The organism is Bacillus sp. PK6-16, from assembly GCF_056530295.1.
Genome location: NZ_CP096511.1, coordinates 1,005,561 through 1,022,047, shown reverse-complemented (window position 1 = coordinate 1,022,047; position 16,487 = coordinate 1,005,561). Strand labels below are relative to the sequence as shown.

General features: G+C 36.7%; 19 protein-coding genes and 1 other annotated feature. All 19 genes read right to left on the bottom strand.

Going from position 1 to position 16,487, the window contains the following annotated elements:
- Positions 1-36: 36 nt before the first annotated feature.
- A complete protein-coding gene (locus tag M1D66_RS05260) occupies positions 37-1,959 on the bottom strand; it encodes an ABC transporter permease (protein ID WP_001011367.1) in 1,923 nt (640 codons plus the stop codon).
- Positions 1,934-2,710 (bottom strand): ABC transporter ATP-binding protein, encoded by a 777-nt coding sequence (locus M1D66_RS05255; RefSeq protein ID WP_000114529.1) that lies wholly within the window; start codon positions 2,708-2,710, stop codon positions 1,934-1,936. The genes M1D66_RS05260 and M1D66_RS05255 overlap by 26 nt, the downstream gene beginning before the upstream one ends.
- A gap of 94 nt (positions 2,711-2,804) precedes the next feature.
- Positions 2,805-3,887 carry a HAMP domain-containing histidine kinase gene (locus M1D66_RS05250; RefSeq protein ID WP_000865400.1) on the bottom strand — a complete coding sequence of 361 codons (1,083 nt, stop codon included), beginning with the start codon at positions 3,885-3,887 and terminating at the stop codon, positions 2,805-2,807.
- Positions 3,877-4,584 (bottom strand): response regulator transcription factor, encoded by a 708-nt coding sequence (locus M1D66_RS05245; protein ID WP_012593337.1) that lies wholly within the window; start codon positions 4,582-4,584, stop codon positions 3,877-3,879. Before M1D66_RS05245 ends, M1D66_RS05250 begins: the two co-directional genes overlap by 11 nt.
- A 140-nt stretch (positions 4,585-4,724) precedes the next feature.
- Entirely contained in the window at positions 4,725-6,011 is a 1,287-nt protein-coding gene (gene obgE / locus M1D66_RS05240) for a GTPase ObgE (RefSeq protein ID WP_000497129.1), read from the bottom strand.
- Positions 6,011-6,559 carry a sporulation initiation phosphotransferase B gene (locus M1D66_RS05235; protein ID WP_001003581.1) on the bottom strand — a complete coding sequence of 183 codons (549 nt, stop codon included), beginning with the start codon at positions 6,557-6,559 and terminating at the stop codon, positions 6,011-6,013. The genes obgE and M1D66_RS05235 overlap by 1 nt, the downstream gene beginning before the upstream one ends.
- A 63-nt stretch (positions 6,560-6,622) precedes the next feature.
- Positions 6,623-6,913: a 50S ribosomal protein L27 gene (gene rpmA / locus M1D66_RS05230; protein WP_000944958.1), complete on the bottom strand. Its 291-nt coding sequence runs from the start codon at positions 6,911-6,913 to the stop codon at positions 6,623-6,625.
- Positions 6,914-6,916: 3 nt separating this feature from the next.
- On the bottom strand, positions 6,917-7,261 hold the full coding sequence (locus M1D66_RS05225; RefSeq protein ID WP_002164192.1) for a ribosomal-processing cysteine protease Prp: 345 nt from the start codon (positions 7,259-7,261) through the stop codon (positions 6,917-6,919).
- A gap of 11 nt (positions 7,262-7,272) precedes the next feature.
- On the bottom strand, positions 7,273-7,581 hold the full coding sequence (gene rplU / locus M1D66_RS05220) for a 50S ribosomal protein L21 (protein ID WP_000270907.1): 309 nt from the start codon (positions 7,579-7,581) through the stop codon (positions 7,273-7,275).
- 14 nt (positions 7,582-7,595) lie between these two features.
- Positions 7,596-7,673, bottom strand: a sequence feature (ribosomal protein L21 leader region).
- Positions 7,674-7,750: 77 nt separating this feature from the next.
- Entirely contained in the window at positions 7,751-9,139 is a 1,389-nt protein-coding gene (locus M1D66_RS05215; RefSeq protein WP_000855487.1) for an Rne/Rng family ribonuclease, read from the bottom strand.
- 67 nt (positions 9,140-9,206) lie between these two features.
- Positions 9,207-10,067: a stage IV sporulation intramembrane metalloprotease SpoIVFB gene (spoIVFB, locus tag M1D66_RS05210; protein ID WP_000599060.1), complete on the bottom strand. Its 861-nt coding sequence runs from the start codon at positions 10,065-10,067 to the stop codon at positions 9,207-9,209.
- Positions 10,060-10,806 carry a stage IV sporulation protein SpoIVFA gene (gene spoIVFA, locus M1D66_RS05205; RefSeq protein ID WP_000797471.1) on the bottom strand — a complete coding sequence of 249 codons (747 nt, stop codon included), beginning with the start codon at positions 10,804-10,806 and terminating at the stop codon, positions 10,060-10,062. The genes spoIVFB and spoIVFA overlap by 8 nt, the downstream gene beginning before the upstream one ends.
- Before the next feature lie 133 nt (positions 10,807-10,939).
- Positions 10,940-11,737 (bottom strand): septum site-determining protein MinD, encoded by a 798-nt coding sequence (gene minD / locus M1D66_RS05200; RefSeq protein WP_000503309.1) that lies wholly within the window; start codon positions 11,735-11,737, stop codon positions 10,940-10,942.
- A gap of 2 nt (positions 11,738-11,739) precedes the next feature.
- Positions 11,740-12,426 (bottom strand): septum site-determining protein MinC, encoded by a 687-nt coding sequence (gene minC / locus M1D66_RS05195; RefSeq protein ID WP_000391521.1) that lies wholly within the window; start codon positions 12,424-12,426, stop codon positions 11,740-11,742.
- Between the two features lie 35 nt (positions 12,427-12,461).
- Positions 12,462-13,007 carry a rod shape-determining protein MreD gene (gene mreD, locus M1D66_RS05190; RefSeq protein ID WP_000975766.1) on the bottom strand — a complete coding sequence of 182 codons (546 nt, stop codon included), beginning with the start codon at positions 13,005-13,007 and terminating at the stop codon, positions 12,462-12,464.
- 14 nt (positions 13,008-13,021) lie between these two features.
- A complete protein-coding gene (mreC, locus tag M1D66_RS05185) occupies positions 13,022-13,873 on the bottom strand; it encodes a rod shape-determining protein MreC (protein ID WP_001135488.1) in 852 nt (283 codons plus the stop codon).
- A 41-nt stretch (positions 13,874-13,914) separates the two neighbouring features.
- On the bottom strand, positions 13,915-14,934 hold the full coding sequence (gene mreB, locus M1D66_RS05180) for a cell shape-determining protein MreB (RefSeq protein WP_000466736.1): 1,020 nt from the start codon (positions 14,932-14,934) through the stop codon (positions 13,915-13,917).
- A 157-nt stretch (positions 14,935-15,091) separates the two neighbouring features.
- A complete protein-coding gene (gene radC / locus M1D66_RS05175; protein WP_001013390.1) occupies positions 15,092-15,769 on the bottom strand; it encodes a RadC family protein in 678 nt (225 codons plus the stop codon).
- Between the two features lie 46 nt (positions 15,770-15,815).
- The gene (locus M1D66_RS05170; RefSeq protein ID WP_001226291.1) at positions 15,816-16,391 is read right to left on the bottom strand and encodes a Maf family protein; all 576 of its coding nucleotides are present in this window, start codon (positions 16,389-16,391) and stop codon (positions 15,816-15,818) included.
- Positions 16,392-16,487: the final 96 nt, after the last annotated feature.

Here is a 16,487-nt window from a genome sequence, read left to right as displayed (position 1 = left end):
GTAACTTACTACATAGGCAAAAAGCTAGAGGTTCCCCTAGCTTTTTACGTGTTTTAAATATCCTCTTTGCGCGATCATAAAGTAAATGGCAGAAGCTAAAATGTATGCTCCAATTACAAGCGCACCTGATTTCCATAAATCAATATAAAGCATTTTCCCTAACGTATGAAGAGCAAATCCACTATGAATGGAACCGATTAAAATTGGGATAAAGAAGATAACTCCCATTTGTCGAATCGCAATTTTGCGAATTTCTTTATCTGTCATACCGATTCTCTTTAACGATTTAAATTGCATACGATCTTGTTCTTTATCGTTAAACCATTTAAAGTATGTCATACTACAAGCGAAGAAGAAGAATAGTACCGCTACGAAGAAACCGATGAACATTGTAATTGCTCCACCTTCTCTTATATCCTTATACGCAAACACTGAATTTCTCAATTCTCCTTGCTTTTCTGGTGCAATTTCATTTTTCAAATCTAATACAAGATTTTCTGTATTTTTCCAATCCTCGATATAATAACCGTAATATTTCGTCTTTTCTTCATCTGGTACGAGTTTTTCATATTTCTCAAAATCTTGATCATTTACAATAAGATATTCACTATCATTAAAAACAGAATACTGCGTTGGATTATTTAATTGAACAGACTGCTTTTGCCCGTTAATTGTAAATTCATACGGTTTCGTACGATCTATCTTCATCAGTTCATTTGACATATCAACCATAACCATCGTTGCACTACCTGGTGCATTATGAACTTCTGTAGGTTGCTCTCTCTTTTGTTTGCGCACTTCTGCATTATATTCTTTTTCTGAAATAATCGTCATCGGTACTTCATGTTCACTATTAAACAACGTTATTTTCTGTGTTGCCGGTAGTTTAACGTAGGTTACTTTTCGCGCATCTTCAAACCCGTGTCTCTTCACAAGCTCCTGTACCTTTTCTTCATTAATAAGATTATGCGTATTTAACCCCTTTTCCTCATATGAAATAGCATGTGGTGTAAGTTCTACCGTTTTCGCACTCATATTTTCAAAATATACGTACAGTGTACCTACTGCTGAAGATACTACCGCCGTAATAATAGAAATTACAAATAGAAAACGAGCATTATCTTTCATTTTATAAATAAGATTGCTAAGAACAAACATATTTGGATACGTATAGAAAGATTGCTTTCTTTTTTGTAATGCTTTTAATACAACTGTACTACCTTGTGTAAATAATAAATACGTTCCGCCAATTGTCAGTCCTACCACTGGTAAAAAGAGGATGAGGAAATTCAGAAACGTTACTTGGAAGCTAAGTACATATGCAGCAATAATACATCCTATACCAACTACACATAACCATGTAAATGCAAACGGCTCTACTTTTTGCTTTCTAGCTTCTCTTAATAAATCAATAATTTGCAAGCGTCCTACTGTCCAAACACTAAACAATGATAGGATTAAAAATAGGATAAAGTATACGCCAGCTGTAATAAGAACTGCTTTACTATTCCAAACAAGTGGAAGTGTCTTATCTATTTTCAATAATACGCTTAACGCTTGGAAAAATAATTTTGAACAAAGCATTCCAACCCCAATACCAATTACAATTGCAATACTACCTAACATCAGTTGCTCTAATATAATCATTCGGCCGAGCTGCGATTTCGTTCCGCCTATTAATGTTAGTAAACCAAACTCTTTTTTTCTTGCTCGTAAAAACGTTGAATTTGCATATAAAATAAAGAGTGCCGAGAAGATGACCACAATATAATTCATCGATTCTAATCCTTTTGTGATCATCTTTCTCATACTAATATTACCGCTTATGACATCTGGATGATAAATAAAAGAAGCATACATGAAAAATACGACAATCGATAAACAACTACTTATAAGAAACGCTTTATAGTTACGCCAATTTCCTTTTACGTTATTAAGCGCGAGCTGGCGAAAGTTCATGATATTCTCCTCCTAGCATCGCAAGTACGTCCAGAATTTCTTGGAAAAAGGCTTGTTTCGTTCTTCCTTTATGTATTTCCGAGAAAATTTCCCCATCGCGTATGAACAGGATACGTTCACAATAACTAGCCGCTACTGGATCGTGCGTAACCATTGCAATCGTTACTTTCTTTTGCTCGTGTAAATCTTGCAGAGCGCCCATTAGCGATTTCGCTGACTTCGAGTCTAAATTTCCAGTTGGCTCATCTGCTAAAATTAACGTCGGTTCATGAATGATTGCTCTCGCTGCTGCTGCACGTTGTTGTTGTCCCCCAGATACTTCGTATACTTTTTTATTTAAAATTTCTTCGATGTTTAAAAACTTCGCAATTTCCAGTACTTTCGCATCGATTTCATTTACAGATTTCTTCGCCATTACAAGTGGTAAAATAATATTTTCTTTAATGGATAACGTATCAAGTAAATTAAAATCTTGAAAGATGAACCCTAAATGTGTACGGCGAAACTCCGCTAATTTTGCAGCACGCATTTGATTAATTTCTTCACCATTTACAAGCACATGACCTGAAGTTTGCTTATCAATTGTTGCTAATAAATTTAAAAGCGTCGTTTTCCCGCTTCCTGAAGGACCCATAATCCCTACAAATTCGCCTTCTTCTATTTTAAAATTTATATCGTTTAAAGCAGTCGTCGCTACTGAACCTTTTGATTGGTACACCTTCGTTAATCCTTTTACTTCAAGAACACTCATTTCTAATCCCCCCTACGTGTTTTCTTCTTACATTTACTATAAGAAAAATAAGAAAAAGAAACGAGTGATTTCCCTTACAAAACGTTTTGTTATCTTACAGTTTTGTCATTTTTCTCATCAATGTATGATATTCTTCATCTTTTGCAAATTGGAACGTGAATGTTGTCCCTTCTCCTTCAGCCGATTGGACATACATTCCATGATGTAAATTATCGCAAATTTCCTTCGTAATATATAAACCCATTCCAGTCGCTTCTCTCGTTTTACGGCCATTTACCCCCGTAAAGAATGGATCAAATATGCGCTTTACATCTTGCTCTGGAATACCGATTCCATTGTCCTTAATATGTAATAACACCTTTTGGTCTTTCTCTTCAATTTGAAATTGAATTTCTTTTTTCTCTGCCGCTGAAATTTTTGTATACTTAATTGCGTTTACAACAATTTGACCTATAGCAATACTTAGCCATTTTCTATCAGAGGCAACCATACAAGTATCTTCTTCAAACATCACTTTCGGAAATACAGACGATTGAATGAAGGATTTCCGATTTTCATTAATAATACCTCGCACGACATCTATAACATTTACTACTTCTACCTTATAATCTTTCGCAAACTGCTCTAACCTTGCCATATGTAACGCTAAATCTAAACCATTTAGTATACGATTATTTTCTTCACGAATACTTTCAACTGTTGCTCTTGCCTCACGATGCTCTTTGCCAAACTTTTGCAGCAATAATTCAATAACAGATACTGGTGTTTTCATTTGGTGAATCCATTGGTTCATAAATATCATTTGCTGTTGCTCTTTCGCATGCTGTTTATGAACTTCATTCATATATTGCTGTCTTAATAACGTAAAAGATTCAACGACCATTTCTTGCTCTGATGTATAAGATTCATCAATAAGTAAAGAGTCATGTAATGTATTTCCACCAGTAACATACTTTTCGATCCTCTTTAAAAACACACTCCGTTTTCGGTAATCGTAAATGAGGTATACAGTAAACACAACTGTTCCTAATAAAAGTCCATATAACCACGTACTCCAATCAATGGATTTCTTTTCTAAAAGACTTTGCAACTGTAAAACGAGCCCAAATAAACAAAGGCTAACAATGTAAGAAAGAATTAAAGAAAAGCGGTCCATGAGGTAATTTTTAACCTTCATGCCCTTCGCCCCACTCCGTAAGAAGCGCATAACCATATCCACGTTTCGTTACAATTGCATTTTTAATGCCTAACTCCTCTAGTTTCTTCCTTACACGTTTTACATTTACGGTTAATGTATTATCATCCACAAATGCTACTTCATCCCATAGAGCTTCTAACAGTTCTTCGCGCGTTACATATTGATTCACCTGTTTCATTAAACACTCTAATAAGTAAAACTCATTTTTTGTCAGTTCAGTTTGTTGTCCTTGCCACTCAACAATATGCTGAGACGGGAATAACAACAGTCCATTTACACCTAAACAATCACTCTCAGCAGCAGAGGCATACTCTCCGTAACCACGGCGAAGCGCACTCTTCACCTTTGCCATTACGATATCTAAATGGAATGGCTTCGTAATATAATCATCGCCGCCATTTTCAATCGCCATTACTTGGTCCATTTCTCCTGTTCTTGCAGAAACAAAAATAATCGGTGCATTCGATACAGTACGAATTTGACGACACCAATAAAAACCGTCAAAGTACGGTAAATTAATATCAAGTAACACAAGATGAGGATTTATTTTTACAAACTCATCTTTTATTTGACGTAAATCACTTGCTCTAAATGATTGATAGCCATATCTTTCTAAATGCTCTTCTAATATTCCCGCGATTTTCTCATCATCTTCTACAATTAATATTTTATACATGCTCGTTTTCTCCCCATAAAAAAATTCTTCTAAAACCACTCCCCTTTTTATTATAAATTGAAAATTTAATTAGTGGGGATTTTTTCCTATACAAATCCGATTTTTACGATATAAAAAAAGACTGCCGTATTTCGGCAGTCTTAATCGATAAATTCAAATTCATATTCAAGAATTTTTACAATATCTCCGTCTTTTGCACCACGTGCACGAAGCGCTTCATCAATACCCATTCCGCGCATTTGACGAGCGAAACGACGTACAGATTCATCACGTGAGAAGTCTGTCATCTTGAATGTTTTCTCGATATCGTAACCAGAGATAACAAACGTGCCATCACTTTCACGTGTAATTTCAAATTTAACACCTTCAGTATCAAATTTGTACATTACACTTGTATCAGACTCATCCGCAACTTCATGTATTGGGAATTCTGGTGTTGTTTCTATTAAGTTCGCTACTTCAAACAGTAAGTCACGAACACCTTGTCTTGTTACAGCTGAGATTGGGAAGATTTTCACTTCTTCTCCCACTTTCTCTTTAAATGCTTGTAAGTTTTCTTCTGCATCTGGCATATCCATTTTGTTTGCAACAACAACTTGCGGACGCTCAGTTAAGCGAAGATTGTATTCTTTTAATTCATTATTAATCGTTACGTAATCTTCATATGGATCACGGCCTTCTAAACCAGACATATCAATAACATGCACGATTACACGTGTACGCTCAATATGACGTAAGAATTGGTGTCCAAGTCCGACGCCAGCATGTGCGCCTTCAATTAGTCCTGGAAGGTCAGCCATAACGAAGCTGCGGTTATCACCAGTTTCAACAACACCAAGATTCGGAACGATTGTTGTGAAGTGATACTCTGCAATTTTCGGACGCGCTGATGATACAACAGATAATAATGTAGATTTACCTACACTTGGGAATCCAACAAGTCCAACGTCTGCTAGTACTTTAAGTTCTAGAATAACATCACGCTCTTGACCTGGTTCCCCGTTCTCAGCGATTTCTGGCGCTGGGTTCGTAGCTGTTGCGAAACGTGAGTTACCACGGCCACCACGGCCACCTTTTGCAATTACAGCAGTTTGTCCATGCGTTACTAAATCGGCAAGAATTTGACCAGTTTTTTCATCTTTTACTACTGTTCCTGGCGGAACCTTTACAAGTAAATCTTCAGATTTACGTCCGTGCTGACCTTTACTCATTCCGTGCTGACCGCGATCAGCTTTGAAATGACGTTGGTAGCGGAAGTCCATTAATGTACGTAAGCCTTCCTCAACTACGAAAACAACATCTGCACCTTTACCTCCGTCGCCACCTGCTGGGCCACCTTTTGGTACATACTTCTCACGACGATACGCAACCATACCATTACCACCGTCGCCGCCTTTTACATATATCTTGACCTGATCTACAAACATTATTTCACCACACTTTTTTCAATTGGTTGTAATATAACTGAGACTTCTTCGTCTCGCACTGTATAAGAAATGGAATACCATTTATTGTTTTGGGTCGCAAGCCAATTCTGTAGTTCTTCTACACTCGTTAGCTTACCACGAAAATCAAAAAAGAAACGAGCATTATCCGCGTCACATTCAATTGTGATACAAACATAATTTTCAACATATACGTCTAAACTATGCTGAAGCATCGAGAAAAATTGATTCGCCCATGTACATACAGTCTCATCTAAGTGAGATAAGTTATGTAATTTCCCTAATACTTCGTACTCCAATAAGCACGGCTGCTGTTTCCAATTATATGTTAAAATCCACTCTGAAAATAAAGGCATTGATAGCCCCATCAGATTGGATTCTTGTCTCGCTTCTTGGACAAAACGATCGATGAGACTATGAATTTCTTCCACTTTTCCAAGGGAAAGGTTTCCTTTCACCATCTGCATACGATTGAGCCAATCATGTCTTGAATGGCGCAATGCATCTATAATTGTCCATTTTTCATTCATTTAGATACCCCTTAATATAGAAAAACTCTAACCTGCACTCAGGTTAGAGTTTTCCGTGAGTTCTTATGCTTCTTGAGCAACAGGATATACGCTCACTTGTTTGCGGTCACGACCAAGACGCTCAAAGCGTACTACGCCGTCAACTTTCGCGTATAAAGTGTCATCGCCACCACGACCAACGTTAACACCTGGATAAATTTTTGTACCGCGTTGACGGTAAAGAATTGAACCACCTGTAACCGTTTGACCATCTGCGCGTTTAGCACCAAGACGTTTTGACTGAGAGTCACGACCGTTCTTTGTACTACCTACACCTTTCTTAGATGCGAAAAACTGAAGATCTAATCTTAACATACGTTACACCTCCTGCACTTTTTCTATTAAACGGATATACTTTCCGTAATCAAGTTCGATCGTCTTAAGCGAAACAACTAATCCTTCTAAAAGCGTTTGTGCTTTTTCTGCTGCATGAACGTCTAAATCATTAGGCAATTCATACGTTAAAAATCCGCCATCACTTCCGAGTTCAATAGTTGCTTGCACATTACAAAGTTGTTCCACTGCATTTATAGAACCAAACACAACCGCTGTAGTTCCAGCACAGACAAGGTCTTGTCCATGTGGCGCATAATCGGCATGTCCAGTCATTTTAAATGATTGGATACTTCCTAATTTCGTGCGACTTATCGTAATTTTAATCATGTTAACCAGAATTAAGCGTTGATAGCTTCAACAACTAGCTTAGTGTAAGGTTGACGATGACCTTGTTTCTTACGATTGTTCTTTTTCGCTTTGTATTTGAAAACGATGATTTTCTTAGCGCGACCTTGTTTTTCAACTTTCGCAGTAACTGTTGCACCTTCTACAACTGGGCTACCAACTTTAACGTTTTCGCCACCAACGAAAAGAACTTTGTCAAAAGTAACAGTTTCACCAGCTTCAACATCTAATTTTTCAATGTAGATTGCTTGACCAGCTTCAACTTTAATTTGTTTTCCACCTGTTTCGATAATTGCGTACATACTTGCACCTCCTCTTAATTACTAAGACTCGCCAAAAACGAGGTAGACATAAATGCCTTTAGGGAACCTGTCTTGTGCGGTTGTAGCATATAGCCGTTTAGGTGCTATAAACTATAACATAAAGATGTTATCATGAATCATAGACGGTTGTCAATAAATGTTCTGCTAACTATTTTTTCCGTTCTACAATTTCTTTTTTACTTCCAAAACGAACGATAGCATACTTTTCGATAATATCATCTTTGAAATAAATTTCAAATGGAATATTTTTTTGTAATCCTTTTTGCAAAAACTGTTTTTGCAGTTCTTTAGGCGCAGCGATTAATACTGCTTCATCTTCTATATTGCCATATGTGATTAGTTCTCTCTCTAACTCATACGCAATTGTTTCATGCGACATCACATAACCCGTCGCTTTGCAAGGTACACACTCTTTTAATAATACGTCCCGTAAAGAATGCTTTTTACGTTTACGTGTCATTTCCAAAATCCCTAGCTCCGTAAAGCCGAGCACCCTTGTATATGTGCGGTCATCTTGCATAGCAGCTATGAGACATTCTCTTACCTTTTCTTTATCTTCTCTTTTTTTCATATTAATAAAATCAATTAATATCATACCACCAATATCACGAAGTCTTAATTGGCGTGCAATTTCTTCAGCGGCTAGCTCATTTGTGCGAAGTACTGTATCTTGTAAATTTTGTTTTCCCGTAAACTTGCCCGTATTCACATCAATTACAGTCATCGTCTCCATTTGTTCTACAATTAAATAAGCACCATTTGGAAGCCAAACAATTTTTTGGAGTGCCTTCTCAATCTCACGCTCTATTCCAAAATGGTTAAACATCGAAGACTTTTCATTATAAAAAGATACTTTTTCTTTTCCAACTTTGTCTTCTAATTCCTTTACTATACTTCTTGTATCTACAACTACTTTTTCAATTGTTTCAATTGGGTTCTCTTGAAATACACGATCTAAAAAGGTCGCCGGTCGATGAAGTAATAACGGCGCCTTTCCTTGACCCTCTTTTCTTTTTAACTCTTCATACAACTGTTGTAACCCTTGCATTTCAGCTTGTATCTCTTCAATTGCTCCTTTTTCAGAAGCAGAACGGAAAATGTATCCCCCCGTTCCCTCTATTTCAATTTGGAGTAACTGTTGTCTTCTTTTATTATTTTTTATTTTTCGAGAAACAGCGCGCATCTCATCAAACGGCATATAAACGACATATTTCCCGGTAAATTCTATATTCGCTGTCAATTTAGGCCCTTTCGTATCAATTGCCTCTTTCACAACTTGTACGAGTATCGCTTGCCCTTCATGTATACGATAAGAAGATGGTACATCATCGTATGAAAGGTAAGCATGTTTTTCTAAACCGATGTTTACAAAAGCTGCATTCATTCCAGCAATTGTTCTTACGACACGTCCAACATAAATATGCCCAACAATCTCTTGCTCTTCATTACGTTTCCATAAAAACTCAACAATCTTTTTCTTCTCTTCAATTGCAACGCGCTTTTCCGAACCAGCGTAATTCACATATAACGTTTTCAAAATTATTTCCTCACTTTATAATCTTCTTTGCTTTTACAATAATAAAAGGTTAGTGCTATCGTCAACACTAACCGATTAATTCTTCAACTGATGAAGTTGTTCGTTTTTCAGTAAAATATGCATAGAGCAATTCATTTTCATCCAATGTGTAATGCTCTTTATATTTTCCACGGACGATAATAGAATGCTTATATCCTCTACGAAATTTTGTGAAGATCGTATATAAACGATCTTCCGTTTGCACTTCAATAGGTGCAATCTTTTCGATTCCTCTTTTGTTTCCATAATAACGTTCTAATAAAAAACGCATAAATGCATACCGTCTTTGTTTCCACTCTTGATATAATGACACTGCTAAAAATACGAGTAGTACCCACATCATAATATTGTTACTATTCCAGAGTAACTGCCATCCTAATATTACACTAAAAAAAACACATGACAATTGCATCATCTTTTCATGTGCTTGTAAATAAGGGAAACGATATGATAATACATTAAACAATACTTTCCCGCCATCTAACGGCCAAATAGGAAGTAAATTAAATGCTAAAATAATTATATTATTCCACATGAAGAAATAATATAAATCTGCATTCAGCCAACCAGCTTTGAACAACATATAACCTACCAGCATCATCCAAACATGTTGAATCGGTCCTGCAATTACGACAACAAGTTCCTCTTTCAATGACTTATTACCATGTTCCTCAAGCTCGGCAACGCCACCAAACGGCAAAAGCTGAATTCTTTTTATACGCCAATTATAGTGTGCTGCTGCAAAAGCATGCCCAAGTTCATGAATAAGAACAATACAAAATAACAGTAGTAACTCTTTAAAACGCGCAGTAAAAATACCAATGACAATAATAACCCAAAATAATGGATGCACGGAAATTTTCGTTAAAACGTCCCTATATTTAATCAAATGATATCACCTGGATCGGATCAATAAATTTCTCATTCTTTTTTATCGCGAAATAAAACTTTCCATTTTTATCATTTGTATCATTACTCACCGTTCCAATTTTTTGTTTCTTTGAAACGTAATCATATAATTTCACTGACATATCGTTTAAGTTTGCATACCATGACTCCGTACCATCTGCATGTTGAATTTGAACTGTATTTCCAAGTTCCTCTTTCTTGCCTGCAAAAACAACTAACCCTTCATTTACTGACTCCACTTTTGCATTTGTAGCTGTTTGGACAAATACACCTTGGCCATTTTTTTGAAACCCTTGCATTACCTTTCCAGAAGCAGGAATTGCATAATCTTTTTGCTGAATACTTCCTTCTTTTTTCTCGTTCGGCGAATAGAATACAAGCGGTTTTCCAAATTGCTTTTCATACCATTTCGCTACAGTAGCAAACTGAAATTCCTCTTTCATCACTTTTTCTGTAACAGCTTTAGCTCCATTGAATGAAGAAGGAGCATTTTTATATAAAATAGCAACCGAAAGAACTAATATTGCTGATAATAAAACTTTGAAGAAAAAGACTTCCTTTCGAAATAAAGGATGCATTTCCTTTTCTCCATCTTCAATAAATACTGCTTCACTATCAAAATTCCCTCCGTTAAAATACTGCTCTTCCTCCATCCTTTCTTGCTCGGCCTTCCTTTTTGCAATCCGCTTTTTAATTTCTTCTACGCGTCTATTCTTCATACTGTCTCCTTTCTTTCGTTAAGCTAATTTCATTAGAAACAGTTGTATACAGTTTGTACATATGTATGAGCTAAGAAAGAAAGATATTCGTGTGAAGAAAAAAGAAAGCACCTCGCATATGTGCGAAGTGCTCTTAACGGATTCCAAAGAAGTTTTTCACCTTTGCAAATACCGATACCTTTTCTTGTTCAAATGCTTGTAATGGTACATTCTCACCTAACAAGCGTCTTGCAATATTACGATAAGCCAACGCTGCTTTTCCGCTTGGTTGCAACGCCACAGGTTCACCTGTATTTGTAGCTCGAATAACTTCATCGTCATCTTCGACAACACCAAGAAGCTCGATTGACAATGTACGTACAATTTCATCAACATCTAACATATCCTGTTCATGAAGCATATGACTACGTACACGGTTAATAACAAGTTTGGGTGGTTCAATATCCTCTTTTTCTAAAAGCCCAATAATACGATCCGCATCGCGCATTGAGGATACTTCTGGAGTCGTAACAACGATTGCTTTATCCGCACCAGCTACCGCATTTTTAAATCCCTGCTCAATCCCCGCAGGACAATCGATTAATATGTAATCATAATCTTGACGTAATACTTGTATTAATTCATCCATTTGTTCAGGTGTTACCGCTGATTTATCACTCGTTTGTGCTGCAGGTAATAAATAAAGATCATCAAAACGTTTGTCTTTAATAAGAGCCTGAGGTAAACGGCAACGCCCTTCAACGACATCAACAAGATCAAATACAATACGATTTTCCAGCCCCATTACTACGTCTAAATTTCGAAGACCGATATCTGTGTCAATTAAGCACACTTTCTTTCCAGATAACGCTAGGGCCGTACCAATGTTCGCAGATGTAGTAGTTTTACCTACTCCGCCTTTTCCAGATGTAATTACTATTGCCTCTCCCACAGCTATACAATTCCCCTTTCTAACTTTGTTAAATTAGGTCTAAGATGAGTGAGAAGTTGCAGGCGATCGACAACAATGTGATTGTTCTCATTAATATACGCACATTCTGCCGCCTCCGCTCCGTCTTCTTTCTCTTCCGGAGCCCGCATTGCCACATCACTAATTCGAAGTTGCATCGGGTTCATAACAGATGCAGCGATTACAGCATCCGAATCCCCATAATACCCAGCATGTGCAATTCCTCTTAATGATCCTACGACAAAAATATTCCCCCCAGCGATAACCGTTCCGCCTGGATTAACATCTCCAATTAACAACAAATTTCCTTTTACATGTAAAACTTGTCCAGAGCGAACAATTTTGGAAATAGGGACAATTTCTGTTTCTTCTTTCCAAGCTATTGCTTCTGCTTTAGTGATAACATCACTTTCAATTGAATCCACAACAAGATTCTTTTTATTACGAATTAACGTACGAATCTCTTCTTGTTGGACTTCTGTTAAATAACGATTTCCTACTTTCACATGCACTTCAATTAAAGAGCGCCCATCACCATCGTAGTAATGTGTAGAAAGTTTTTCGTCTAATTCCATCAATAATTCTGAGAATGAACAACAATCATCTAAATGAAGCGTTATCCCATCTTTTGTCCCTTTTATCGTTACATTTTGTTGCTTTTTTTCTTCCACTAAAGTTCACCCCACCGATTCAATTCGACATAAAATTAGAAAATCCTTTTTTCTTTTTCTTCCATCGCTTTTGAAAGACGCACTATATATCGTCTCAGTGGGAAACAAACTATCAATAAGAAAATAGCATTTAACAATAAAGTAGAAAGGAGACGATCTGTGAAAAAGACATACGCTGGCATATGAGTACGTCCTAATAAAGTTAAGAATCCATACACATAATACTCTAGTGCTACAACGCTAGCTAATATGATAGAAACAACAATAAATAAATTCAATTGTAGTACTTTCATCACACTATATACTAAATAAGCTAAAATCGGATAAGCAAAAATATATATCCCGACAAGTTCTGTGTATACGGTATCAAATAAGAAGCCAAATAATAGTCCGTAATAAATCCCTTGGACCGGACTATAATACACTGTAATAAAACATAAGACGATTATAAAGAAATGCGGTGCTGCTATGCTGTCTTTCCAAAACACATCCGTTGGAACAACAGTAGCAAACATATTTTCAAAGAGAAACACAAAAAGGAGCAAAAGAGGAAGAGCTGCTCTTTTTAATATCTTCATCATCTCTTCTTCTCCTCCTATTCTAATGGCGCTGAAGGTGTTGCACGTTTAGCAACCGTAATATGCTCTACGTCATTTAAATCAGCGGCAGGTTTTACATAAGCTGTTTTTGTTAAGCCATATGCATCCGGCTGAACTTCAACGATTTTTCCAATTACAAGACCTTTCGGGAAAATATCACCCAGTCCAGATGTTACAACTAGTTGATCTTTCTCTACTGGTGCATCAGAGCCAATCTTTGTGAAAAGAAGTAATTGCTTTTCTTTGTCATAACCTTCAATCAATCCAAAGATTTTCTCTTGCCCTTGTACAATAGCAGAAACGCGATTTGTTCGGCTCATAGAACTTAGTAATTCTACTGATGATGTAAACTGAGATACACTTTTCACTCTTCCAACTAACCCTTGTGAAGTTACTACAGCCATATCTTTTTTAATTCCTTGCTGTGCCCCTTTATCAATTCCAATTAAATCGTACCATTTATCTGGATTACGAGAAACAACAGTAGCTGGAATTTCAGTATACCCGCTATTTAACTCTTTTTTACCAGTTAGCTCTTGTAACTTCTTGTTATCATCTTCTAATTGTTTTACTTTCCCTGATAGACCTGCATAATTATCTAATTTTGCTTTTAATTCTTTATTCTCTTCATACGTGCGCTTTACATCCTCTACATTTTCGAAGAATCCAGCTACGTATTTCGCTGGCTTTTGGAATACACGTTCTACAACACCGACAGTATCTTTAACAAACTGCTCTGGCCATGTTAAACTGTTCCGTTCTTTCAATGAGATTCCAATCAATGCCACGAGAAGAATAATACTAACCAACAAAACAATTAATCTTTTGTTTAAGAAAAACTGTGGCACGTTCACACCCTCTTAATTTCACTGATTTTTATTTTGCAATATTATCGAGCAGCAGTTTTGAAAAGATCGATATTGTCTAATGCTTTACCTGTTCCAATTGCTACGCAATCTAATGGATCTTCTGCAACAAGAACTGGCATTTTCGTTTCTTCACTAATTACTTTATCTAAATTACGTAGTAATGCCCCGCCACCTGTTAATACGATACCGCGGTCCATAATATCAGCCGCTAATTCAGGTGGAGTTTTTTCTAACGTATTTTTAACCGATTCTACAATCGCATCTACTGTATCTTTTAATGCATCTGCAATTTCTTCTGGCTGAATTAGTACTGTTTTTGGTAAACCACTTACTAAATCACGACCGCGAATTTCCATAGGCTCGATACCTTCTGGCTCGCCTGCAGAACCAATTTCTAATTTTAATGCTTCAGCTGTTCTTTCACCGATCATTAAGTTATAGCTTTTCTTAATGTACTGAATGATTGAATCGTCCATATCATCACCAGCAACACGGACTGACTGGCTTGTTACAATACCACCTAGAGAAATAATTGCAACTTCTGTTGTACCGCCACCGATATCAACAACCATACTACCAGTTGGTTCCCAAACAGGTAAGTTTGCACCAATTGCTGCTGCAAATGGCTCTTCGATAGGATAAGCATCACGAGCACCCGCTTGACGAGTCGCATCGATTACTGCACGTCTTTCTACAGCTGTAATACCAGATGGTACACATACCATTACATACGGCTTACGTGAGAAGAAACCGTTTGATTTTTGAGCTTGTTGAATGTAATATTTCATCATTGTTGCAGTTGTTTCATAATCAGCAATTACACCGTCTTTCATCGGGCGAAGTGCCACAACGTTCCCTGGTGTACGACCAATCATTTGTTTTGCATCGCTACCTACAGCAACGATTTGTTTCGTATCAGTTTGTAACGCAACTACTGAAGGTTCACGTAAAACTACACCTTTTCCTTTTACATATACAAGCGTGTTCGCAGTTCCTAAGTCTATTCCAAGATCGCGAGTAAATCCACCAAATCCAAACATATTATTTATCTTCCTTTCTTGTTTTCACGGACTCATTTTTTCTTACTTTATATTATAAAAACAGTACGTTTTTTATATCTTTATCCTTTTTGTAGATAAATTTCTACAAAAAACTCATAAATCACATTATAAAACAAAATAAGTAAAAAGCATAGTCTTAAATATGACCTTTTTCCTTTAAACTCACGAATTTATGGTCACCTATTATAATATGATCAAGCACTTCAATTCCGATAATCTGGCCGCATTCTACTAAGCGTTTTGTTACTGCAATATCTTCACGGCTCGGCGTGGGATCTCCTGAGGGATGGTTATGAAGACATATGATAGAGGCTGCTGCACGACGGAAGGCTTCTTTAAAAACTTCCCTCGGGTGTACAATTGACGTGTTTAAACTTCCAATAAAGATCGTTTGCCTATGTATAACTTGATTTTTTGTATTTAAATATAAACAAACAAAATGCTCTTGTTGTAAAAAACGCATTTCTTCCATCATGTATTTCGCACAATCTTCTGGACTTCGAATACTATATCTATTTTGATATTCTAAACGTACCATTCTTCTGCCTAGTTCAAAGGCTGCCATAAGTTGCGATGCCTTTGAAATCCCAATACCATGTATACTAATTAGCTCTTCTAATGTTGCATCTTTCAACATACGTAAGCCATCAAATTGATGTAAAATTTTATCTGACAACTTTAAAACTGTTTCTTCTTTAGAACCTGTTCTGAGTAACACTGCGAGAAGCTCTCGATTTGATAAACTTCCAGCACCTTCTAACAATAAACGCTCCCGTGGCTGTTCTTCTCTTACAACATCACGAATACCGTTCATCTCTCCACCCCTTTATTTGTTCTCTCAAAGAAAACCCCATGCAATTTTACGCATGGGTTACATCAATATCAAATTGTTTTAATTCCCGAACGAGACGTGCAATTGGTAAGCCAACTACACTATAGTAGTCCCCTTGAATATTTTGAACGAAAATAGATCCTTTACCTTGAATCCCATAACTACCGGCTTTATCAAGAGGTTCTTTCGACGCGACGTATGTATCAATTTCCTCTTCTGTTAACTCCCAAAATGTAACTTCTGTACGCTCATAAAAAGTAACCGTTTTTTCTTTTGCTATAATCGCAACACCTGTATACACTTCATGTGTTTTCCCTGATAGTAATTGTAACATCTCTTTCGCCTCATCCTCATTCGAAGGCTTACCAAGAATACGCGACTCATATGTAACAATTGTATCTGCACCTAACACAATGTGATCACTATTATTTTCTGCCACCGCTGATGCTTTTTGCAAGGCAAGCGACATTACAATATCAGAAGGCGATGAATATGCACCAATTGTTTCCTCTACTTCACTTACAACGATTTCAAATGGCACACTAGCTAACTCAAGCAATTCCTTCCTCCGAGGTGACCCTGAAGCTAAAATTATTTTTCTCATATTTTCTCCTTCCTTTCTCACATGAAGCAGAACAATTTATATTAATCGTATCAAAGGAATAGTTTGTCCACAAATGAAAGAAATATTAATTTCTCT